The sequence below is a fragment of the Brevibacillus schisleri genome, from assembly GCF_055685845.1.
In genome coordinates this window covers 109882-128585 of sequence record NZ_JBVNDM010000001.1, presented here as the reverse complement: position 1 = coordinate 128585, position 18704 = coordinate 109882, and the positions used below count along the sequence as shown (strand labels likewise).

Below are 18704 nucleotides of genomic sequence, written 5' to 3'. Positions count from 1 at the left end.
GCCTCCTTCTCTAAAGTTCCCTACTATGATAGGAAATGTTCGGCAGGAAAGGGTTACAGACTGGTAACGAATGATTTTACCCACAGCTTGGAAAAGTCGATCCACCCAAACGAATCGACCGCAATTCCTTGCAAGGCGGGATGGTAGTGATCCAATCGCTTCGTATGGTACAGGAAAAGCAGCCACGCCTCATCCGTAAGTATGTCCTCCATCTTTTCCAACGCCCACATACGTTCTTTGCTGTCCTGTAGCTGAAGAATTTTTGACATCCGCTCCTCAACAATCGCCAGCCTGTCATCATCTAAAAAACGATGTACCAAGGAGCATTTGTTTTTGTATATCTCAATCAGCCCCAGCTCGATATCACGTTGCAGGACTTCCCCCATCATAGCCATATCGGCATGTTGAGCTGTATCGTACGACAAGAACTGGCCTTTCGTAATGCCCTGCAATTCAAGTCGAATGCCAACCCGCTGACACCTCTCCTGAAGCCACTCTGCTTCTTCTCTCTCTTTTTTCGCGTCGTTAAAACTCAACAAGACAGCCTCGCCCTGATACGCGCTTTTTTGTAGCCAATGAGCCGCCTCCTCTATGGTATGGGAGGAAAAGTGCATGCGTTGGCTTCTCTCCGGCAAAAAGCTTCCGGCAGGCGTACACGTCTCTTTTTTCAGTTCTCGAATCATTTGTACGGGGTCGATCAGTAGTTTGATCGCCTGGCGAAAAGCGAAGTCGTGCTGAATACCTGGCTTTCGAAAGTTGAAGTTCAGATAGTGACAGCCTACCTCTTGAACCTCCAAAGATTTGCTATCATCTTCCGTCGCTTCATCCTCAGCCAGCGAGAGCTGATACCGTTGCTTCGAAGAACATGATCCCGGTACTCGCCAGATTTCTACCCGATCCAGAATGGCCCGCTCCCGATAATAGTCGTCGAACGCTGCCAATACCAACCGATCCTCTGTAAATTCGACCATCCGAAACGGGCCTGTCCCTACAATTGCAGACTCCGAAAACGGCACATCATGCGGCAAGATCGACATTCCGATGCAAGATACTAAATGCAAGAAAAAACCGTTTGGCTTCCGTAGATGAAAAGTAATGGCTCCATCATTTCGCTGTTCGATCCAATCGATATCGTCCACTTGCCAACGATACGGCGAATCCAGCTGAATCAGTCGCTGAACGGTATAGCTTACATCTTCTCCTGTCAGTACACGACCATGGTGGAATCGGACTCCTTTTCGTAAATAGAAGGTCCAAGCAGTCATATCCAGATTGCTTTCCCAAGCATAGGCTAGCTGGGGCTTAAAATCTTGTGTTGCCAAATCGAAAATGACAAGCGTGTGGCAGATTTGCTGGATAAAATGACTCTCCGCCGCTACTGCTACGAATGCAGGGTCGATGGTGGAAAAAGCTCGTTCACGCGGAATACGTAAAATCTCCTGACTCCTCTTATCGTTCTCTATTGCAACAAATCCGAATTGACTGTCCCATGTTTCCTGCAAAAGCCGCTTCGCACCCACAGGCAAATTTTTATGATGAAAAAGCTCCACTGCTTCCCCAACTTTTCCGTCCATCAGTAGCTTCTGAAAGTAACTAGCCAAAAAGTCAGTGATATCGCAGAGAATCGTGAGCCTCGAATGATTGCCCCGTCCTACCCCTGCCTTCCATAAAAGAAGCCCCTCACTCTCCCATTTGCGCAAAATCAGTTTCACATTGCGGGGCGTACAGCATAGAAGATGGGACAACTCTTGTATACCGATCTTTTGTTCGCGCCCTGTCTCCCATTCGGATAGCCCGAGTAGCATCTGCATAAAGTGCTCATTGCTTTTCATAAGGCATCTCATTCCTTAAAAGGTGAAATTCATATAGGAATCTTACCCTTTTTCTTCTCCTTTTCATAGCTACAATTGGAAAAAAAGGAGGTCGTCCCCATGAGCTTTTCACAACTCCATCCCAACATTCGCATACGAATCGTGACTTCCTTTCTGACACGTCTAGTAGGAAATATGATCTTCCCTTTTATGGCCATCTACTTTTCTGCCAAGCTCGGTCCTGCTATAACGGGGCTCCTGTTAGTCCTGACCGTATGTGCGCAAATCTTGATGGGCTTCTACGGCGGCTACCTGGCTGATCGGTGGGGCAGAAAAAAAGTGATGGTATACGGACAATGGATTCAGTGCTGCGCTCTCTTCATCATGATGGCAGCGAACTCCCCGTGGCTCGACTCTGCTTGGCTCACGTTTGCCATGATGCTCGTCCAGAATGCGAGTAACGGAATGATTAACCCCGCCGCAGATGCGATGCTCATCGATGTCAGTACGAAAGAAAACCGGACGTATATGTACGGCATCAACTACTGGTCAAACAACTTATCGATTGCGCTAGGTTCTGTGGTGGGAGGACTCTTGTTTGCTACCCATCGCTTTGAACTGCTTCTCGTGCTAACGGTTGTCAGCTTTCTCACACTGGTGATCATCGCCTTTTCCATCAAGGAATCGTACCAGCCAAAGCCAATGCCCTTTGTCGGATCGAGGACAGGTATCTTACGGGATATGGTTGCAAGCTACAAGCTGGTAATGACTGACCGTCGTTTCATCCTCTTTTCACTAGGCGGCATGCTCATCTTTGCACCGGAATTCCAAACACCTAACTACATCGCTGTCAGACTTGGTCAGGAGTTTGCCCCGCAGAGCATTGGTTTATTTGACTGGTTCACTGTTGAACTAACTGGCCTCAAAATATTCAGCCTGATCCAGCTCGAAAATACGCTTCTCGTGGTATTTTTCTCTCTTGCCGTCACCAAGCTCATCGAGCGCTTGAAAGAAGCACCTGCCTTGTATATAAGTGGACTGATGTATATTGCCGGGTACTCACTGATTATGTACAGCAACTCCCTTATCGTTATCCTGGCTGCGGTGCTTATAAGCACAATAGGCGAGCTGATTCACGCTCCCATTCGCCAAACCTATCTGGCGCAAATTGTAAAAGATGATTTACGTAGCTCCTACATGGCTGTGAACGGACTTGTTGTGCCCGGAGCGCGGATCATGGGGGCAGTCGGAATCACTTTGGGAGCTGTCCTCCCGTCCTATCTAATGGCACTCCTCATCTTTTCGCTGGGGGTCGCAGGTGTCATCCTCACCCGCTCGATCGTGTTGCAAATGGATTCCAAAGAACGTTTACTTCCTCACACAAAAGAAGCTGCCACATGACACAGGCAGCTTCTTTTTTTGAAAGGTTACTGGTTCGTCAGGCTCTCCAAAATGGCATCGCCTCTCTCGCCAATTTTCACAATAGCGTATTTGGCATTCCGCTCCACTTCAAGTCCGGTTCCTTCCGGGACAAAATAGCTTTCTATGCCGTATTCCACTCGATTGCCACCGATTGTGCTTCCATTAATGATCACATCCGATGGCTGAGGCTCGTAGGCCCGATTCCATCGACCATTGCGCTCATAATAGCCACTATAGCTGTGCAAGCCATTTGCTTGTTGACGGAGTACGACACGAATCTTATCCCCTGAGTCAACCTGTTCTTGGTCCAAAGCAGATATGGTGTAGCCAAGTCTGACGTAATCTCCTTGCAGCAACGAACGCGGATCGATTGGAACCAGCTCCAGCTTCACCGTTTTTCCATTGGCCAGGATCGTCTCACTGCTCCATACTTGATAGCCAATCAAAGCAAATTGCAGCAAAATAACAGGAATCAACACAAGCGCTTTTCTCACAAAAAGGGAAGGTTCGCTTTTTGGCCACTCGATTTTCGCCCTTCGATCCCACCACAAGGTAGCGATGAAAAACACCAGACTGAGCAAAAGCAGGCTCAGTGACTTGTGCAGCAAGCTCCATAGCATGTCGTAGTACTTCATGAGGAGAAAGGCAAACCAGAAACCGAGCACGATTCCGAATCTCACCCTATTTTGCTGATGCAATGTCCGGTACAACAAATACGTGCTGACTGCGAAAAAAGCCAGATTCACGACCACATTCATCCAGCCTGATTGAAAGCTTTTCTCCGTCAGGATCAAAAGCGAGAGTAAGGCGTACACCAACGAGCTGTTTTGCAAAACGACTGGCAATTGCTTTACGTAATGCATCGCCATCTGCGTAGCAAAGATGATTACGAGCACATATTCAAAGGAAGGCAGGTACTCATCCAGCTTCGCAGCGAGGACGACTAAAAAGGTCAACTGTGTCAAAAGCCTCGCCGGAATGGCAGAGACAGCTTTCCACACGTATAACAGTACCAACAGGAAAACAATCCAATAAGCTCCTTCTAAAAAGAGAATAGAACCGACACCCAGTAGATAGCCCATTGTGAGCAGCGTATATCGTACCGTTGTATTCATCCTGCTCATAAACACCACAGGGCCAATAAAGCCAATTAATGAAAGGAAAAACAGTAAATCAATAACCACTTCGTCTTGAATGATCAGAAAAAGCAGACCTGCTATCGAAGTGGCTCCAATGGATGCGGCAATGGTTGTGATGAGAACCGTGAATGCCTCTTGAAAGAACACAACCCATTTGCTTTTTTGATGCGCTGATTCCTTGCGCAGCCAATTAATCCCTGCAACTGCTCCCCAAACAATGAGTACAGTCAGCAGCAGCATGAAAACAAAGAAGCTTTCTGAGAAATATTGCACCATATAGGATATGAAATTAGTGAGCACAAACAGCGCGAGCAACGATGCCGTCACAATCAGAAGCCCGCGACTCGGCACCCATTTTAAAAACGTAACAAACAGAATCCCGCCCGTCAGGACATATAAAAGCTCAGGGAGCGGACCATACACTTCGGTGAAGGATGCACCGAAAATACTGAGGGAAAACGTCAGAAACGATAGGTAGTAAATCGGCTTGGAATGCCACCTCCCGGTAGAGGTTAACCAGAACAGGACCATATTCCCCAACGCAATCAACCAAAAAATCATGAACCACCACTCGTCTTCACGCGCTACATGAATGACGGATGGATGGAGACAGAAGTAAATCGCCAAATGAGCGAGGACATAGCTGATGACATAGAATGGCTGATAGCGCGTGAAAATCGCGAACAGCAAATTCGGTATGAGCCATACGACGAACAGCATATAGCTGTCGGCATGTGAATTGTATATTTGCCCCAACAAAGCCACACTGGTGCCAAAAGCCAAGCCTCCAGCTACCAGAAGCCAATTGCTCAAAAACGAATGTCGTTTGATAAAACGCAGTCCATAGGATAATAAATAAAAAAGAACGAGGATTGCCACACTGACGCCGATCTTTTGTTCCCTGACCATAAGCGGCCAGTTCGAAGCAAAAAAGTATAGGATAGATGATAACAGAAGCGAAATGGACAAAAAGTAGCCCGTTCGAACCCCGTTTTGTTGCATACTGCACACATCCCTTCGGAAAATGCCTTCAGGTACTCCCATTATATCCCTTCGTTGAAAAAAAGCCTAAAAAAAGACTGCCATCCCGGCAGTCTTTGTTCGTATGCACATTACCCTTTGAGGTAGGCATCTTCTTCTTTTTCATCACGCGGAACGGGAACTTCGCCGATGACGGTATACAGTGAAGCCGCTTCTTCTTTGCGTGGGTTTTCTTTGATATCCTCTACTTTTACCGAAACGATTTTTTGTCCGAAACGGATCGCCAGCTTGTCGCCGATTTTCACATTACTGGATGCCTTTGCTGGGCGATCGTTGATTTCCACACGCTGTTTGTCGCACACTTCTTTTGCGAGCGTGCGCCGCTTGATCAGTCGAGACACTTTCAAGTATTTATCAAGTCTCATGTTTGGCTTCCTCCCACCATTTGTCCATTTCTTGCAGGTCCGTCTGCTCAAAGGTACGACCCGCTTCTTGCAGCTTGCCTTCAATATAGGAAAAGCGCTTCTTGAACTTGTTGTTGGTCAATGCGAGGGCTTCCTCCGGATCGAGCCCGAGGAAACGCGCCAGATTGACTACCGCAAATAGTAAATCCCCCAACTCGCCAGCTCGTTCTTCCTCTGATGCTTCTTGTAGTTCGTGGTATTCCTCTTCTACCTTTTTGTACACGTCTGCAATATCGTCCCAGTCAAAGCCGACTTGGGCTGCTTTCTTTTGCAGCTTGTACGCATACATCAGTGCTGGCAAGTCGCGCGGTATTCCCGCCAACTGTGATTGAACCGTTACATCGATGCCTTTTGCTGCTTTTTCCTGTGCTTTGATCTCCTGCCAATTCGCCAGCGCTTCCTCGGAATCATTCGCGCTCTTTTCCCCGAATACGTGCGGGTGGCGGCGAACTAGCTTTTCATTCAACGTCGCGACAACATCATCTACCGAAAAATATCCGTCTTCGGCTGCCATCTGCGAATGGAGCATGATTTGCATCAACAAATCACCCAGCTCCTCACACATCGCATCTGGATCCTCGTCGTCAATCGTCTCCAAAACCTCGTACGTCTCTTCAATCAAGTTTTTGCGGATGCTTTGATGTGTTTGCTCGCGATCCCACGGGCATCCATCCGGACTGCGCAGGATGGCAACGATCTCTTTCAAGTAGGAGAATTGGCGGTACGACACCTTCTCGTCCTTCGTCGGCGGTACATACACCAGGGACAAATTCCCGAAATGATCGAGCCTGTCCAGTTCATACAACGGGACTGTCTCAATGATTTCTTGACCCGCTACCCCTACAGCTGTCGCTACGGTCACCTCGTAATCATCCGGCAGCACTTCCATCAAGGTCAGCTTCACATCAGAGGCCACAAACGCATCGTACACTTGCGCGATAATCGTGTGCAGACCCGGTGATACTTGATGAGCAGCGAGCGCCGTCCCATCCAGCAGAGAGAATCCCTCAATCGGATCGATATGTAGGCGGGCAAACAACGGATCGATAAAGCTCTGTCCACCGCCGATTTCGATTTCTACGCCACGGTTTGGTCCCTCTGCCAACAACAACTGCACGGTACGTTCCGCCACCAAAGGATGACCTGGTACGGCATAGACAAGGCTGCCCGCTTCGTTTACCCGTGAAAAAAGCCGTTCTACAATATCGGTGTACACATCGGAAAATGTATCGTGCTGCTCATATACATCGTCAAAGGATTCAATCGTGATGCCTTCTTCGATCAACTCGGCTACGACCGGATGCTCTTTCGTGCGCAAATACAGCTGTTTGGCAGCTTTGAGCGTACGATAGATGCCATAAGGAAGCTGGTCCAAATCTCCGGCACCAAGACCGACTACGGTAATGGTCTTATTCTTCATTTCCACTTGTCACGCCTCCTTTTCGTTCATTCTCGCCTTCTCCGCTGGGAGGAGCTTGTATTTCGTTAACAGCGAAGCAATTCGCTTTCCTTTTGGCAAAAATTGAATATCACTTCTCGTGAGTCCACCCGTTTTCAAAAGCGCCAGCAAATAGAACAATGCTCCTAAAGCGACAGCAATCAAGCCTACCAGCGTATAGAACAAGCGATTGGAAAGTCCGGCACTGGCCAGCACTGTATTAGCGAGCCACTCCACAATCAGCACGACAATCGACATCACAACGACAGACACAAATGGCTTTTTCACCGTTTGACGGAATCCAATGTTTGCTCCTGTGTATTTAATTACCGCTAAAACGTTTAGTCCCATGGCAACCAAATAAGCTAAAACGGTGGACACTGCTGCACCAGAGATACCCCAGAACGGGACGAGTGCCAGATTGAGGATGAGCTTCACCAATACACCAATAAACAGGTTGCGGGCAGGTCGCATTACACGCCCCAAGCCTTGCAAAATTCCCGCGCTAGCAATGCTCACCGTGGCGAAAATAATCGTGAAGGACTGTACAGCGAGGGCCTCGGTACCGTTGCTATCTCCGTAGAGCATGACGTTGATCGGCTCCGCCAACAGAGCAAGTCCAAAGGAAGCAGGCAATCCCAACAGGAATGTCAGTCGAATCGCCACTTCGGAACGATGAGAGATCAATTGATGCTGACGCTGGGCAACAGCTTCACTGATTGCAGGCACTAACGCCAGCGACAAGGACGTGGCAAAAAACGTACCAAACTGAATGAGTGGTTGACCACGGTCAAATGCACCCTTCAAAAGCTTGGCCAAGTCCTCTGGGGTCCCGCTCCATTGCAGCATATTGACGACGGTCATCGAGTCTACAAGCGGAACAAGCGGCAGAACCAGTGCGCCCATACAAATCGGAACGGCATAGGTCAAGAGATGACGAAGTATTTGACGATTGGTCCACGGTTGCACGGATGATTGCTGAACCTGACCCATGGACAGCTGCCCCATCTTCTTGTCCGCTCTCCAATACCAAAGCAAGACGAGAATAGCTGCAATAGCACCTGGAAAAGCAGCAAAAACGGCACCTGTACCAGCCAGGTAAGGGTCCTGATACACGTTCATCGCCCAGAATGCAGCAACCAGAATGAAAATCACGCGAATGAACTGCTCAGCAACCTGAGAAACGCCAGTCGGCATCATGTTTTGATGCCCCTGAAAATAGCCGCGCAAGATCGCAGCCATCGGTACCAATGGCAGTGACCAAGCTACCGCTCGGAGCGGGGTAATCAAATGCTCATCACCCATCATACTGGCAATAATAGGTGCCCCTCCATATAACAGTAAGAAGAAAAAGATCCCGAGAACGACCAGCGATATACTGGCTACTCGAAACGCCCTGCGTGCCCCGATCGCATCCCCGACAGCGACGCGCTCGGAGACGATCTTGGAAATGGCAATGGGGAAACCCGCCGTCGCTAGAATCAACAACGCGGTATACAGCGGGTATACTTGCATATATACGTACAAGCCGATATCTCCGGCAATGTTTTGGTATGGGATGCGGTATACAGCGCCTAAAAGCTTGGAGACAAGACCGGCAATTCCAAGTATCGCCGCGCCTTTCACAAATTGAACGGAAGCTTTTTCTTGACCCATGTGAGTGAAATTTCTCCTCTCCAACCTAAAACTTCGTTCATTATACCACAAGGCCATGGGCACAAGAAAAACAGCCCCGGGGTACGAGGCTGTTTTTGCTGAGCGATCTTACTGCTCCATTTGCTTTGCCAGGAAACCGGCCGCTGTTTCCGACATTTTGATCTCCAAATCACTCATCTTCGTTGACTCGTTTTTGTTGAGGAGGATCACGGACCCGATTGGATCGCCTCCTGCAACAATCGGTGCGATGACGAACGAGCCCATCGTCTCGTTCAAATCACGACAAATTTCATAAGAGCCTGTGTTTTTCTCCAGTCTGGTCTTTCTTTCCTCCAAGCATTTCTCAACAATGCTACCAATTGGTTTCTCCAAGTATTCCTTTTTGGAGGCCCCTGCCACAGCAATGACAGTATCCCTGTCTGAAATCAGTACGGTATGATTCATGCTTTCATACAAAGAGTCGGCGTACTCTTTTGCAAAATCACCCAATTCTCCAATCGGTGAATACTTTTTGAGAATGACTTCTCCGTCACGATCCACAAAAATCTCAAGCGGGTCGCCCTCACGAATGCGCAGTGTACGACGAATCTCCTTAGGAATCACGACCCGACCGAGGTCGTCAATTCGACGAACGATACCAGTTGCTTTCATGTCTTGTTGCCTCGCTTTCCCGTAAGAAGTGGGTAGTGTATAGATGGTGGTTGGTTGTATTTTTTCCTCAAATTCTAATTTTAACTATGGGTGATGGTATCAATTTTTGCCAGTTACTTCAATTACTCTCCCCCGGGTGGTAGCGAGTGATAATAGTATTTGCCCACGTTTGAAGAATATGCGAGAAAACGAAAAAACAGGGAAACGAATTCCCTGTTTTCTTCGGACTTCCTATTTTTTTGCCGGAGCGTCATTTTTGGACTGCGGGATGTTGAATTTCGTAATGAGCTTGTCCAGCTCGGTCTTGGCGAAAGTATCGTACGCTTTCTCCAAAGAACTCGCGCGGAGCTGTTCTTTCATCTCATCAAAGGTCTTTTCTTTGCGATTCTCGACCTTAATAATATGGTAACCAAAATTAGTTTTTACTGGCGGTCCAACTTCACCGACTTTTTGTGTCAGGGATGCTTCTTTAAATTCTGGTACCCATTGTGTTACATCCGCATTTTCGTACAAGCCCCCAGACTGCTTGCTGCCTGGGTCATCTGTGAACTCTGTTGCCAGCTTCGCGAAGTCTTCACCCTTTTTCAGGCGCGCTTCCAAGTCGTTGGAGATTTTCAACGCCTCTTCTGGTGTGCGCTTTTCGGTAGAGATCAGGATGTGGCGAACAGAAGCAACGGTACGGGAAGCTTTGTCCATTTGATCATAGGTTTGCTTCAGCGTAGCATCGTCGATATTCTTTTTCATCACATTGATGGACTGGTTGATCAAGTCCATCTGATTGATGATCATGTCCTTGGTTACGCCTTGGCCATCCATGAGCTTGTTGAACTGAGCTTCATCCTTGCCCAAAAAGCCCATGTACTGTGTTTTGATTTTCTCGAAAGTTTTCTCAGCGAGTTCTTTGGACTCTTTTTTCATAGCGTCGTCGGAACGGCTAGCCAAAACCTTGGTAGCTGTGAACTCACGAGCAAAAGCCTTCAGTGATTTGCTATCAGCCATTTCAATCATGGTACCTTGTTGTGGGTTCATGAAGTTAATGACACGCAGGAACTCTTCGAATTCTTTTCCTGTTACAGTTCCTCCTTGATACTCCACAATGACAGCTTTCTGGTCTGCTGCGTAAGGCAGAGTGAGTTTAGGGAATTGTACCAAAGGATCATTAGCAGCTTGTTTACTGCCATCTGTCTGATTCGCTGGAGTTTTTGAGTCTTGTTTCGCTTCTTCTGCTTTTCCACCGCAACCAGTCATGAGTGCCACGACCAGAACAGCCGAAGATAGAATCGCTACAGAACGTTTCATAAATAAGGTTCTCCCTTCTCAGGCAAGCCCATTTTGTCAGTTAAGACACAGGGCTCTCCGTACCGGTGTCTCTTCGCACCTGGTGAAATTGACGCAGCAGCTTTTCAACCAACTGCACGCCCTCATCTTCTTTTAACCCCTTTACTTTAACAGCAATCGTGATCTGTTGTCCACCCGACAGCCCAACCCTCTTGCTCCAGTTACTGGTAAGCGCAAACAGCGCTCCACCATCGATATTGTTGTTCTGACTAGGGTGCAGTAACAATTTAATCTCGTCTGGATTCTTCTGGCTAATTTCGGTGATGTGGTGCTTCAAGGCATACACACGCAAATGGGAAATAGTCAACAAATTATCAACCGGCTTCGGAACTGGTCCAAAACGGTCTAGCAGCTCCTCTGCCAAATCGTCGACGTCTTCCAAGGTAGACACCGCGACAAACTTTTTGTACATCTCGATTTTTTGTCGGCTGTCCGTAATGTACATCGACGGAATATAGGCATCCAGTTGCAGATTGATCTCCACAGGTGTGACAATTTCGTGTTTGACTTCGCCCTTCAGCTCATCAATGGCTTCTTTCAGCATCTGGCTATACAAGTCGAAACCAACCGTATTAATAAAACCATGCTGCTCCGCGCCCAGCAAATTACCCGCTCCACGAATGGACAAGTCTCGCATCGCGATCTTGAAACCAGAGCCGAGCTCGGTAAATTCCTTGATGGCTTGCAGACGTTTTTCCGCTACCTCTGTCAGCACCTTGTCCCGTTGATACGTAAAGTAAGCGTACGCAATTCGATTGGAACGACCTACACGTCCACGCAGCTGATACAGCTGAGACAAGCCCATTTTATCTGCATTGTAAATAATCAGCGTATTGACGTTCGGGATGTCCACCCCGGTCTCAATGATCGTCGTGCTGACCAATACGTCAAAATTCCCTTCCAAAAAGTCGAGAATGACGCCTTCCAGCTCGCTTTCGTTCATCTGTCCATGCGCTACAGCGATGCGTGCGTCAGGAACGAGCATCGAAATCTGTTCCGCCATCTGTTCGATTCCCTGTACTTGGTTGTAGAGGAAGAACACTTGACCATCACGAGCCATCTCACGCTCAATTGCTTCGCGAACGAGAGCAGGGCTGTAATCCATCACATACGTCTGCACCGGAAAACGATTTTCTGGCGGCGTTTCGATGACAGACAAATCACGCACACCGAGCATCGACATGTGCAAGGTACGTGGAATCGGTGTAGCGGTCAGAGTCATAACATCCACATTCGTTTTAATCTGCTTCAGCTTTTCCTTGTGGCTCACACCAAAGCGCTGCTCCTCGTCTACGATTAACAGACCGAGCTCGCGGAATGTCAGGTCTTTGGAAAGTAGACGGTGCGTACCGATGACGACATCGACTGTGCCTTCCTTCAGTCCTTTTAGTGTGGCATTCTGCTCTTTGCGGGAACGGAATCGACTCAATACCTCCACGCGGATCGGATATTCCGCAAAACGCTCACGGAACGTCTCGTAATGCTGCTGCGCCAGAATCGTAGTTGGAACCAAAACGGCTACCTGTTTCCCGTCCATGACAGCCTTGAAGGCAGCACGAATCGCAACCTCAGTCTTCCCGTAACCTACGTCCCCACAAACGAGGCGATCCATCGGACGTTTGCGCTCCATGTCCGCTTTCACTTCCGAAATCGCGCGGAGCTGGTCTTGTGTTTCCTGATACGGGAACATCGCCTCAAATTCACGCTGCTCTGTCGTGTCGGGAGAGAATGTATGACCGACAGCAGATTCGCGGGCTGCGTACAGTTTGATCAAATCTTCGGCGATATCCTTTACAGACGACTGGACTTTGTTTTTGACGCGTTTCCACTCGCTGCCGCCCAAGCTGTAAATCTTCGGCTGTGCCTCTTCACTCGCCACGTACTTCTGCACATGGTCGATTTGATCAATCGGAACAAACAGACTGTCTCCTGCTGCGTATTGAATATGAAGGTAATCTTTATGAATTCCGAGAATTTCCTTGGTTTCAATTCCAAGGTATTTTCCAATCCCGTGATTCACGTGCACGACGAAATCACCGGGCTTGAGCTCGAGGTAGTTTTTGATACGCTCGGCGTTGTTCATCGTCTGCTGAACTTTGCGCGCCTTGCGCTGTTTCGCAGTAAACACTTCACCTTCCGTAATAACAACCAGCTTGTTTAGTGGAAGCTCAAAGCCTGTCTGGAGGTTTCCTAAAATGATCGTAGGACGCCCCGGAGGTACTGTCTCGACTGCTTCTGTCAAAACATCCGCTTCCATTTCGTAGTCATGCAGGACACGCTCCAGTCGCTTCGCACGCTCCAAATCTGCTGCGACAAAGACGATCTGATCCTGGGACTTCTTCCAACGGGCCAGCTCTGTTTTCAGCACGTTCATCTGTCCATGGAAGTTTTGCATGGTACGACAAGTCAGATTTACAATGTTTTGCGGCTGGGTCTTCGGTGATTGTCTCAAAAATAGAGAGAGGTAAACGATCTGGCGCTTTTTCGTCGACACGATCTCGTCGTACGTGCGCGACAGGCTGAGATTGGACATATATTCACCCTGGAGGATGCGTCCCGTCAGCCATTCCCCTTCTTCTTTTTGCAGTTGCGCTGCCGTATCCAACACACGGGAAGGCTCATCAACGATCAGCAAGGTATCGGAAGGCATATAGGACAACAATGTATCACCCGTCGGGTAAATGACAGAGATGTACGAATACAGCTGTGCAAAACGCTGTCCCTGCTTCATTCTCTCTGCATCAGAGCCGATTCGCTCCATGACTTTTTCCTTGGCAGCCCCATCCTTCAAATTGGCGAGGGTTTCTCCCAGCTTTTGTTCTAAGCGAACAGCTGATTCCTGCAATAACGGAGTCGAAGCAATCATTTCTTTTGCCGGACCAAGAATATATGTCTGGACCGATTCCAATGACCGTTGGGAGAGCATGTCAAACGTACGGATCGAGTCGATCTCTACATCAAAAAGCTCAATCCGCACTGGCCACTCCGAATCGATCGGATACAAGTCGATAATTCCACCACGAATACTCATTTCTCCCTTGCGCTCAACCATGTCCACTCGCTCATAGCCAAGCTCAATACATCGGAGCAAAAAGGACTCGATATCGAGCTCATTACCAACGGATAACTGAATCTGCGCTTCCTTCCATACTTGCGGAGGAACGACCAAGCGACGCAAGCTAGCAAAAGGGGCAACCAAAAAACCCGTAAAGCCTTGGGCCAGACGGTTGAATACATGAATTCGCTGCGCCAGCATTTCAGGGCTGGCAATAGCAAGCTCAGAGCCAATTAGCTCATTACCGGGATAAAGCAACACCTGATCAGAGGGAACCAACTCGATCAAATCTTCGTATACTTTTTGTGCTTGGTACATGTTATGCGTCACTACACAGACCGGACGATCTGCCATTTGTTGCAATGACGCCATCAATACTTGCCGGGCGGAACCAGCTAAGCCAGAGACAAGCTGCTCATGTAGCCCCTTCTCCAAACCAGCCACGATTGTCCCGACGTTCGTGTCCTGTTTCATCGGGTTAATGATGACTTGCATTCACTAATCCCCTCTCTAATTCTTCTGTCAACTAAAATCAGAGCTTCGCTTACGCTCACAACAACCGCAGGTCAGCCATGCGAAAAGAAGCCTTAGCTCCCCAAGCTAAGGCCTTGTCAGTGCAAGCCTCCCTAATGCGTATCCACTTATTGAAGTGGGTTTCCGACTAGCGAAAGCTCTGGATGCTGAATCAGCGCTTCACGGCAATAGTCGCACGTGATGCTGACGACCGTATCTCCACTTTGTTCTCTCGATATTATAAGAGCACGTTCCTCCGGGGTCAAGGAATCAAACCCGAGTTGCGCTTCTGTTACTTGCGATTCGTCAAATTCTGCAATCTTCATGCCGCAGCAACGACATGTATAGCGTATGCTCATGCACATACCACCCCCATACTGTTCCTATCGGTTAGTATGGACGAACGGGTGGGAAATCATACTACTTCTTCAAGCTGTTGTAATGGTTCATGACCTTTAAAAACGACTCTCTTGTCCACATGGCGCATGCATCAGCAGCCAAGCTCACCGCTTCTTGAATGTCGGCTCTTTCCGCCACCGGAAACGTATTCAAAACATAGTCGCTGACGCTCCGCCCTGGTTCAGGACGACTGATTCCGACCTTGATTCGTTTAAACTCCTGTGTGCCCAAATGCTGAATCATCGACTTGATGCCGTTGTGCCCACCAGCACTGCCTTTTTCCCGCAGACGAAGTTGGCCAGTTGGTAAATCAAGATCGTCGTAGATGACGACGAGATCGTCCGGAATGAGCTTGTAAAACTTCAGGACTTCCGCAACCGATTCACCGGAGAGATTCATGTACGTCTGTGGCTTCACCAGCAGCACCTTCTCACCCTCGATTCGGCCTTCGCCCACGAGTGCGCGAAACTTGTTTTGTGTAACAGGAATTCCCCATTTGTCGCTAATCTTATCTATGGCCATAAAGCCAGCATTATGTCTGGTGTCTTCATATTTTTTGCCGGGATTACCCAATCCAATTATGACTTTCACGCTTATTCCCTCCTACTCTCTTCCCATTGTACTCCAATGGTCGCGTGAACAAAAGGAAAAGGGCAGAGATGAAATCACCTCGCCCTGCTTTTTCATGCTCTATTTTATTCGTTCGCGGCTCCTGCTTTTTCAGCCACTGCTTCTGCATCTTGCTCCGCATCAATCGATTCTTCGGACTTGGCCTTAACTGGCAGGACACTGATCAACACTTCCGTGGAATCAAGCCCCAGCTCCACTCCTGGCGGGACTGTCAAATCCCCTACCAACACGACATCCCCGATGTTGAACCCGTCGACATCGACTAGGAACGATTCTGGTATATTTCCTGGCAAGCAAGTCACTTCCACACTGTGGCGGACAAGGGTAGCTACACCCAATTCCGGATCTCCTGTCATGAGAACAGGGACAGACGTGTGTATTTTTTCATTCATATTGATCTTCTTAAAATCTGCATGCAAAATGTTCCCCTGCAAAGGATCCCGTTGCAGCTCATAAACCATGACATCATGCGTGTTCCCGTCTACACTTAACCGGAATGGCTTGTTCGTCGACTGCTGACGCAGGGCCGCATCCAGCTCTCTTCCTTTGACCTGAATCGGCTTATTGCCCACTTCGCTGCCGTAGATAATACCGGGAACCCAGCCTTCCTTGCGAAGTACCTTTACAGCATTGCCTGCCTTTTTTTCGCGAGACTGTGCTTGTAATTGTTCCACAAAAAAACCTCCTTCGGACCGCTAGTAAAAGTTTCCTCACTAGCTTGTCCATCGGAGGTTTAGTTCAACCCCCAAAGAGGGGATTGTATATTAATCGAACAACTTGCTTACGGAAAGCTCTTCGTGAACACGAATGATTGCTTCACCAATGATTGGCGCTACGGAAAGAACGGTAATCTTATCGATAATTTGTTCTTCTGTCAGCGGAATCGAGTTGGTCACAATCAGTTCCTTGATCTTCGAGTTAGCAATACGCTCAATAGCAGGACCAGACAGAACTGGGTGCGTGCAGCATGCATATACTTCACGTGCGCCTGCTTCTACAAGTGCACTTGCAGCCAGTGTGATCGTTCCAGCGGTATCGATAATATCATCGATGATGATCGCTGTTTTGCCCTCGATGTTTCCTACGATGTTCATTACTTCGGCTACGTTTGGTTCTGGGCGACGTTTGTCAATAATGGCAATAGGCGCTTCCAGACGTTCTGCCAATTTACGAGCACGGGTCACTCCACCGTGATCTGGAGATACGACAACGATATCTTTCAGACCCTTTTCAGAGAAGTGTTTACCTAGGATAGGCACACCCAGCAGATGATCTACTGGAATATCGAAGAAGCCTTGGATTTGTGTTGCGTGCAGATCCATCGTAATCACACGTTGTGCACCTGCAGTCTCGATCAGGTTAGCAACCAGCTTCGCTGTGATTGGATCGCGTGCACGTGCTTTACGATCTTGACGAGCATAACCGTAGTAAGGAATGACCACGTTGATACTCTTAGCCGAAGCGCGCTTCAATGCATCGACCATCACCAAAAGCTCCATCAGATGCTCATTAACGGGAGCAGATGTTGGCTGAATGACAAATACGTCACAACCGCGAACGCTTTCATTGAGTTTGAGTTGGCATTCGCCATCACTAAAGCGCACTACTTGTGCGTTTCCGAGTGGTACGCCGATGTGTTCAGCGATTTCTTTTGCCAGTTCCGGGTTTGCGTTGCACGTAAATACCTTCAGTTTTGGGTCGCGGTAGTTAGCCATGATCTTCTCAAGAACCTCCCGTTTATGATTGCTTTTTGCCCTTGCGAGGCATTTTGTTCGCGTAATCGATTTTATTTACTTGACGCTCACGTGCGATCGCAAGCGCATTATCTGGCACATCTTGATTAATGGTCGATCCTGCAGCTACATAAGCATTTTGTCCAACTGTAACTGGCGCAACCAGATTGCTGTTGCATCCGATGAATGCCCCATCTTTTACTGTTGTTTTATGCTTCACTGCCCCATCGTAGTTGACGGTAATCGTTCCACAACCAATATTGACTCCGTCTCCGATTTCCGCATCTCCTACATAGCTGAGATGTGGAACCTTCGTACCGTCACCAATTTTCGCATTTTTCAATTCCACGAAATCACCGATTTTGGCGTTGCTTCCAATCTGTGATCCTGGTCGAACATAAGCAAATGGCCCGACAGAAGAATCGCTTTCTACACGCGAATCAACCATCACTGAGTAAGAAATGGTCACGCCACTCGCTACTTCCACATTCGTCAGATCCGCTTGGGGTCCGATTACACAATCAGCTCCAACGGTTGTTTGTCCACGCAGGAAAGAACCTGGGTGAATCACAGTATCTGCCTCAATCTTCACATCAGTTTCGATGTACGTATAAGTTGGGTCGATGATTGTCACACCATTACGCATGTGACCAGTCATAATACGTTTTTTCATGTAGGCTTCTGCTTCCGATAGCTGCACACGATCGTTCACACCCATTGTTTCCTCTGGGTCAATCGCTTCGTACCCCACTACCTTTTCACCTGCATCACGCAAAATACCGACAACGTCTGTTACATAGTATTCGCCTTGTGCGTTGTCATTTTTCACTTCCGCCAAGGCTTTCCACAATTTTCGGTTGTCATAGCAGTATATGCCCGTATTAATTTCTCTGATCGCCCGTTCCGCTTCCGAAGCGTCTTTATGTTCCACGATTCGCAATACTTCGCCCGCCTCATTGCGCACGATACGCCCATAACCTGTTGCGTCAGGTAATACGGCGGTCAATACAGTTGCAGCCGCTTGCTGCTCCTCGTGATAGGTCAGCAAGGCCGACAACGTAGTCGCTGACAAGAGGGGAACGTCTCCATATAAGAGAAACGTAGTACCTTCTTTATCTTGTAAAAACGGCGCTGCCTGCGAAACGGCATGGGCCGTTCCCAACTGTTCTTCTTGCAGTGCATAAGTGACGTCCTCGCCTAGCTTGGCACGGACAGCGTCAGCACCATGACCTACGACGACAACGATATCCTGAACCTGCATGGACGCCATCGTATCGACTACATGCTGAACCATTGGCTTTCCGCACACAGGGTGCAGGACTTTGTACAGCTTCGATTTCATCCGTGTACCCTGACCAGCAGCCAGAACCACGGCATGGATCTTAGACATGTCAACCCTCCATCGTAGAAGTTCCACAATGACTATATCCTAATTCATATGTGAATTTCAAGACAATCGATACAGGATTCTCTC

General features: G+C 48.3%; 14 protein-coding genes. 1 reads left to right on the top strand and 13 read right to left on the bottom strand.

The genetic code is table 11. The features are described 5' to 3' along the window. Positions 1 to 53 precede the first annotated feature (53 nt). Positions 54 to 1832, bottom strand: coding sequence for an ABC transporter substrate-binding protein (locus ACUUHJ_RS00760; protein WP_472298072.1), 1779 nt, complete (start codon positions 1830 to 1832; stop codon positions 54 to 56). Between the two features lie 99 nt (positions 1833 to 1931). On the opposite strand from ACUUHJ_RS00760, the gene ACUUHJ_RS00755 reads away from it, so the two are divergent. Further along, positions 1932 to 3212, top strand: a complete 1281-nt coding sequence (locus ACUUHJ_RS00755) for an MDR family MFS transporter (protein WP_289675504.1) — start codon at positions 1932 to 1934, stop codon at positions 3210 to 3212. A 26-nt stretch (positions 3213 to 3238) separates the two neighbouring features. Here ACUUHJ_RS00755 and ACUUHJ_RS00750 read toward each other — a convergent pair whose 3' ends face one another. The 12 genes from ACUUHJ_RS00750 to glmU all read right to left on the bottom strand — a co-directional run bounded on the left by ACUUHJ_RS00750 (position 3239) and on the right by glmU (position 18620). Next, positions 3239 to 5374 (bottom strand): GDYXXLXY domain-containing protein, encoded by a 2136-nt coding sequence (locus ACUUHJ_RS00750; RefSeq protein WP_472298071.1) that lies wholly within the window; start codon positions 5372 to 5374, stop codon positions 3239 to 3241. A gap of 110 nt (positions 5375 to 5484) precedes the next feature. Further along, positions 5485 to 5778, bottom strand: coding sequence for an RNA-binding S4 domain-containing protein (locus ACUUHJ_RS00745; RefSeq protein ID WP_012683879.1), 294 nt, complete (start codon positions 5776 to 5778; stop codon positions 5485 to 5487). Continuing rightward, positions 5768 to 7237 (bottom strand): bifunctional methyltransferase/pyrophosphohydrolase YabN, encoded by a 1470-nt coding sequence (yabN, locus tag ACUUHJ_RS00740; RefSeq protein WP_472301123.1) that lies wholly within the window; start codon positions 7235 to 7237, stop codon positions 5768 to 5770. Before yabN ends, ACUUHJ_RS00745 begins: the two co-directional genes overlap by 11 nt. Positions 7238 to 7246: 9 nt before the next feature. Continuing rightward, positions 7247 to 8911 (bottom strand): putative polysaccharide biosynthesis protein, encoded by a 1665-nt coding sequence (locus ACUUHJ_RS00735; RefSeq protein WP_087350646.1) that lies wholly within the window; start codon positions 8909 to 8911, stop codon positions 7247 to 7249. Between the two features lie 108 nt (positions 8912 to 9019). Beyond that, on the bottom strand, positions 9020 to 9562 hold the full coding sequence (gene spoVT / locus ACUUHJ_RS00730; protein WP_289675501.1) for a stage V sporulation protein T: 543 nt from the start codon (positions 9560 to 9562) through the stop codon (positions 9020 to 9022). A gap of 231 nt (positions 9563 to 9793) precedes the next feature. Next, positions 9794 to 10861 (bottom strand): peptidylprolyl isomerase, encoded by a 1068-nt coding sequence (locus ACUUHJ_RS00725; RefSeq protein WP_289675499.1) that lies wholly within the window; start codon positions 10859 to 10861, stop codon positions 9794 to 9796. Between the two features lie 40 nt (positions 10862 to 10901). Beyond that, the gene (mfd, locus tag ACUUHJ_RS00720; protein ID WP_472298070.1) at positions 10902 to 14450 is read right to left on the bottom strand and encodes a transcription-repair coupling factor; all 3549 of its coding nucleotides are present in this window, start codon (positions 14448 to 14450) and stop codon (positions 10902 to 10904) included. 146 nt (positions 14451 to 14596) lie between these two features. Beyond that, positions 14597 to 14827: an anti-sigma-F factor Fin gene (locus ACUUHJ_RS00715; RefSeq protein WP_007726431.1), complete on the bottom strand. Its 231-nt coding sequence runs from the start codon at positions 14825 to 14827 to the stop codon at positions 14597 to 14599. A 61-nt stretch (positions 14828 to 14888) separates the two neighbouring features. Then, positions 14889 to 15458: an aminoacyl-tRNA hydrolase gene (gene pth, locus ACUUHJ_RS00710; protein ID WP_289675495.1), complete on the bottom strand. Its 570-nt coding sequence runs from the start codon at positions 15456 to 15458 to the stop codon at positions 14889 to 14891. A gap of 104 nt (positions 15459 to 15562) precedes the next feature. Beyond that, entirely contained in the window at positions 15563 to 16171 is a 609-nt protein-coding gene (locus ACUUHJ_RS00705; protein WP_289675494.1) for a 50S ribosomal protein L25, read from the bottom strand. Positions 16172 to 16261: 90 nt separating this feature from the next. Beyond that, positions 16262 to 17212 (bottom strand): ribose-phosphate diphosphokinase, encoded by a 951-nt coding sequence (locus ACUUHJ_RS00700; protein WP_007726399.1) that lies wholly within the window; start codon positions 17210 to 17212, stop codon positions 16262 to 16264. A gap of 22 nt (positions 17213 to 17234) precedes the next feature. Beyond that, positions 17235 to 18620, bottom strand: a complete 1386-nt coding sequence (gene glmU, locus ACUUHJ_RS00695; protein WP_472298069.1) for a bifunctional UDP-N-acetylglucosamine diphosphorylase/glucosamine-1-phosphate N-acetyltransferase GlmU — start codon at positions 18618 to 18620, stop codon at positions 17235 to 17237. Positions 18621 to 18704 lie beyond the last annotated feature (84 nt).

What these genes read in the sequence shown, in the direction of transcription:
- ACUUHJ_RS00725 (WP_289675499.1), bottom strand. Translation starts at nt 10,861, where the DNA reads ATGAAACGTTCTGTAGCGATTCTATCTTCGGCTGTTCTGGTCGTGGCA.
- ACUUHJ_RS00745 (WP_012683879.1), bottom strand. Translation starts at nt 5,778, where the DNA reads ATGAGACTTGATAAATACTTGAAAGTGTCTCGACTGATCAAGCGGCGC.
- mfd (WP_472298070.1), bottom strand. Translation starts at nt 14,450, where the DNA reads ATGCAAGTCATCATTAACCCGATGAAACAGGACACGAACGTCGGGACA.
- ACUUHJ_RS00755 (WP_289675504.1), top strand. Translation starts at nt 1,932, where the DNA reads ATGAGCTTTTCACAACTCCATCCCAACATTCGCATACGAATCGTGACT.
- ACUUHJ_RS00750 (WP_472298071.1), bottom strand. Translation starts at nt 5,374, where the DNA reads ATGCAACAAAACGGGGTTCGAACGGGCTACTTTTTGTCCATTTCGCTT.
- ACUUHJ_RS00760 (WP_472298072.1), bottom strand. Translation starts at nt 1,832, where the DNA reads ATGAAAAGCAATGAGCACTTTATGCAGATGCTACTCGGGCTATCCGAA.
- spoVT (WP_289675501.1), bottom strand. Translation starts at nt 9,562, where the DNA reads ATGAAAGCAACTGGTATCGTTCGTCGAATTGACGACCTCGGTCGGGTC.
- ACUUHJ_RS00700 (WP_007726399.1), bottom strand. Translation starts at nt 17,212, where the DNA reads ATGGCTAACTACCGCGACCCAAAACTGAAGGTATTTACGTGCAACGCA.
- ACUUHJ_RS00735 (WP_087350646.1), bottom strand. Translation starts at nt 8,911, where the DNA reads ATGGGTCAAGAAAAAGCTTCCGTTCAATTTGTGAAAGGCGCGGCGATA.
- glmU (WP_472298069.1), bottom strand. Translation starts at nt 18,620, where the DNA reads ATGTCTAAGATCCATGCCGTGGTTCTGGCTGCTGGTCAGGGTACACGG.
- ACUUHJ_RS00715 (WP_007726431.1), bottom strand. Translation starts at nt 14,827, where the DNA reads ATGAGCATACGCTATACATGTCGTTGCTGCGGCATGAAGATTGCAGAA.
- yabN (WP_472301123.1), bottom strand. Translation starts at nt 7,237, where the DNA reads ATGAAGAATAAGACCATTACCGTAGTCGGTCTTGGTGCCGGAGATTTG.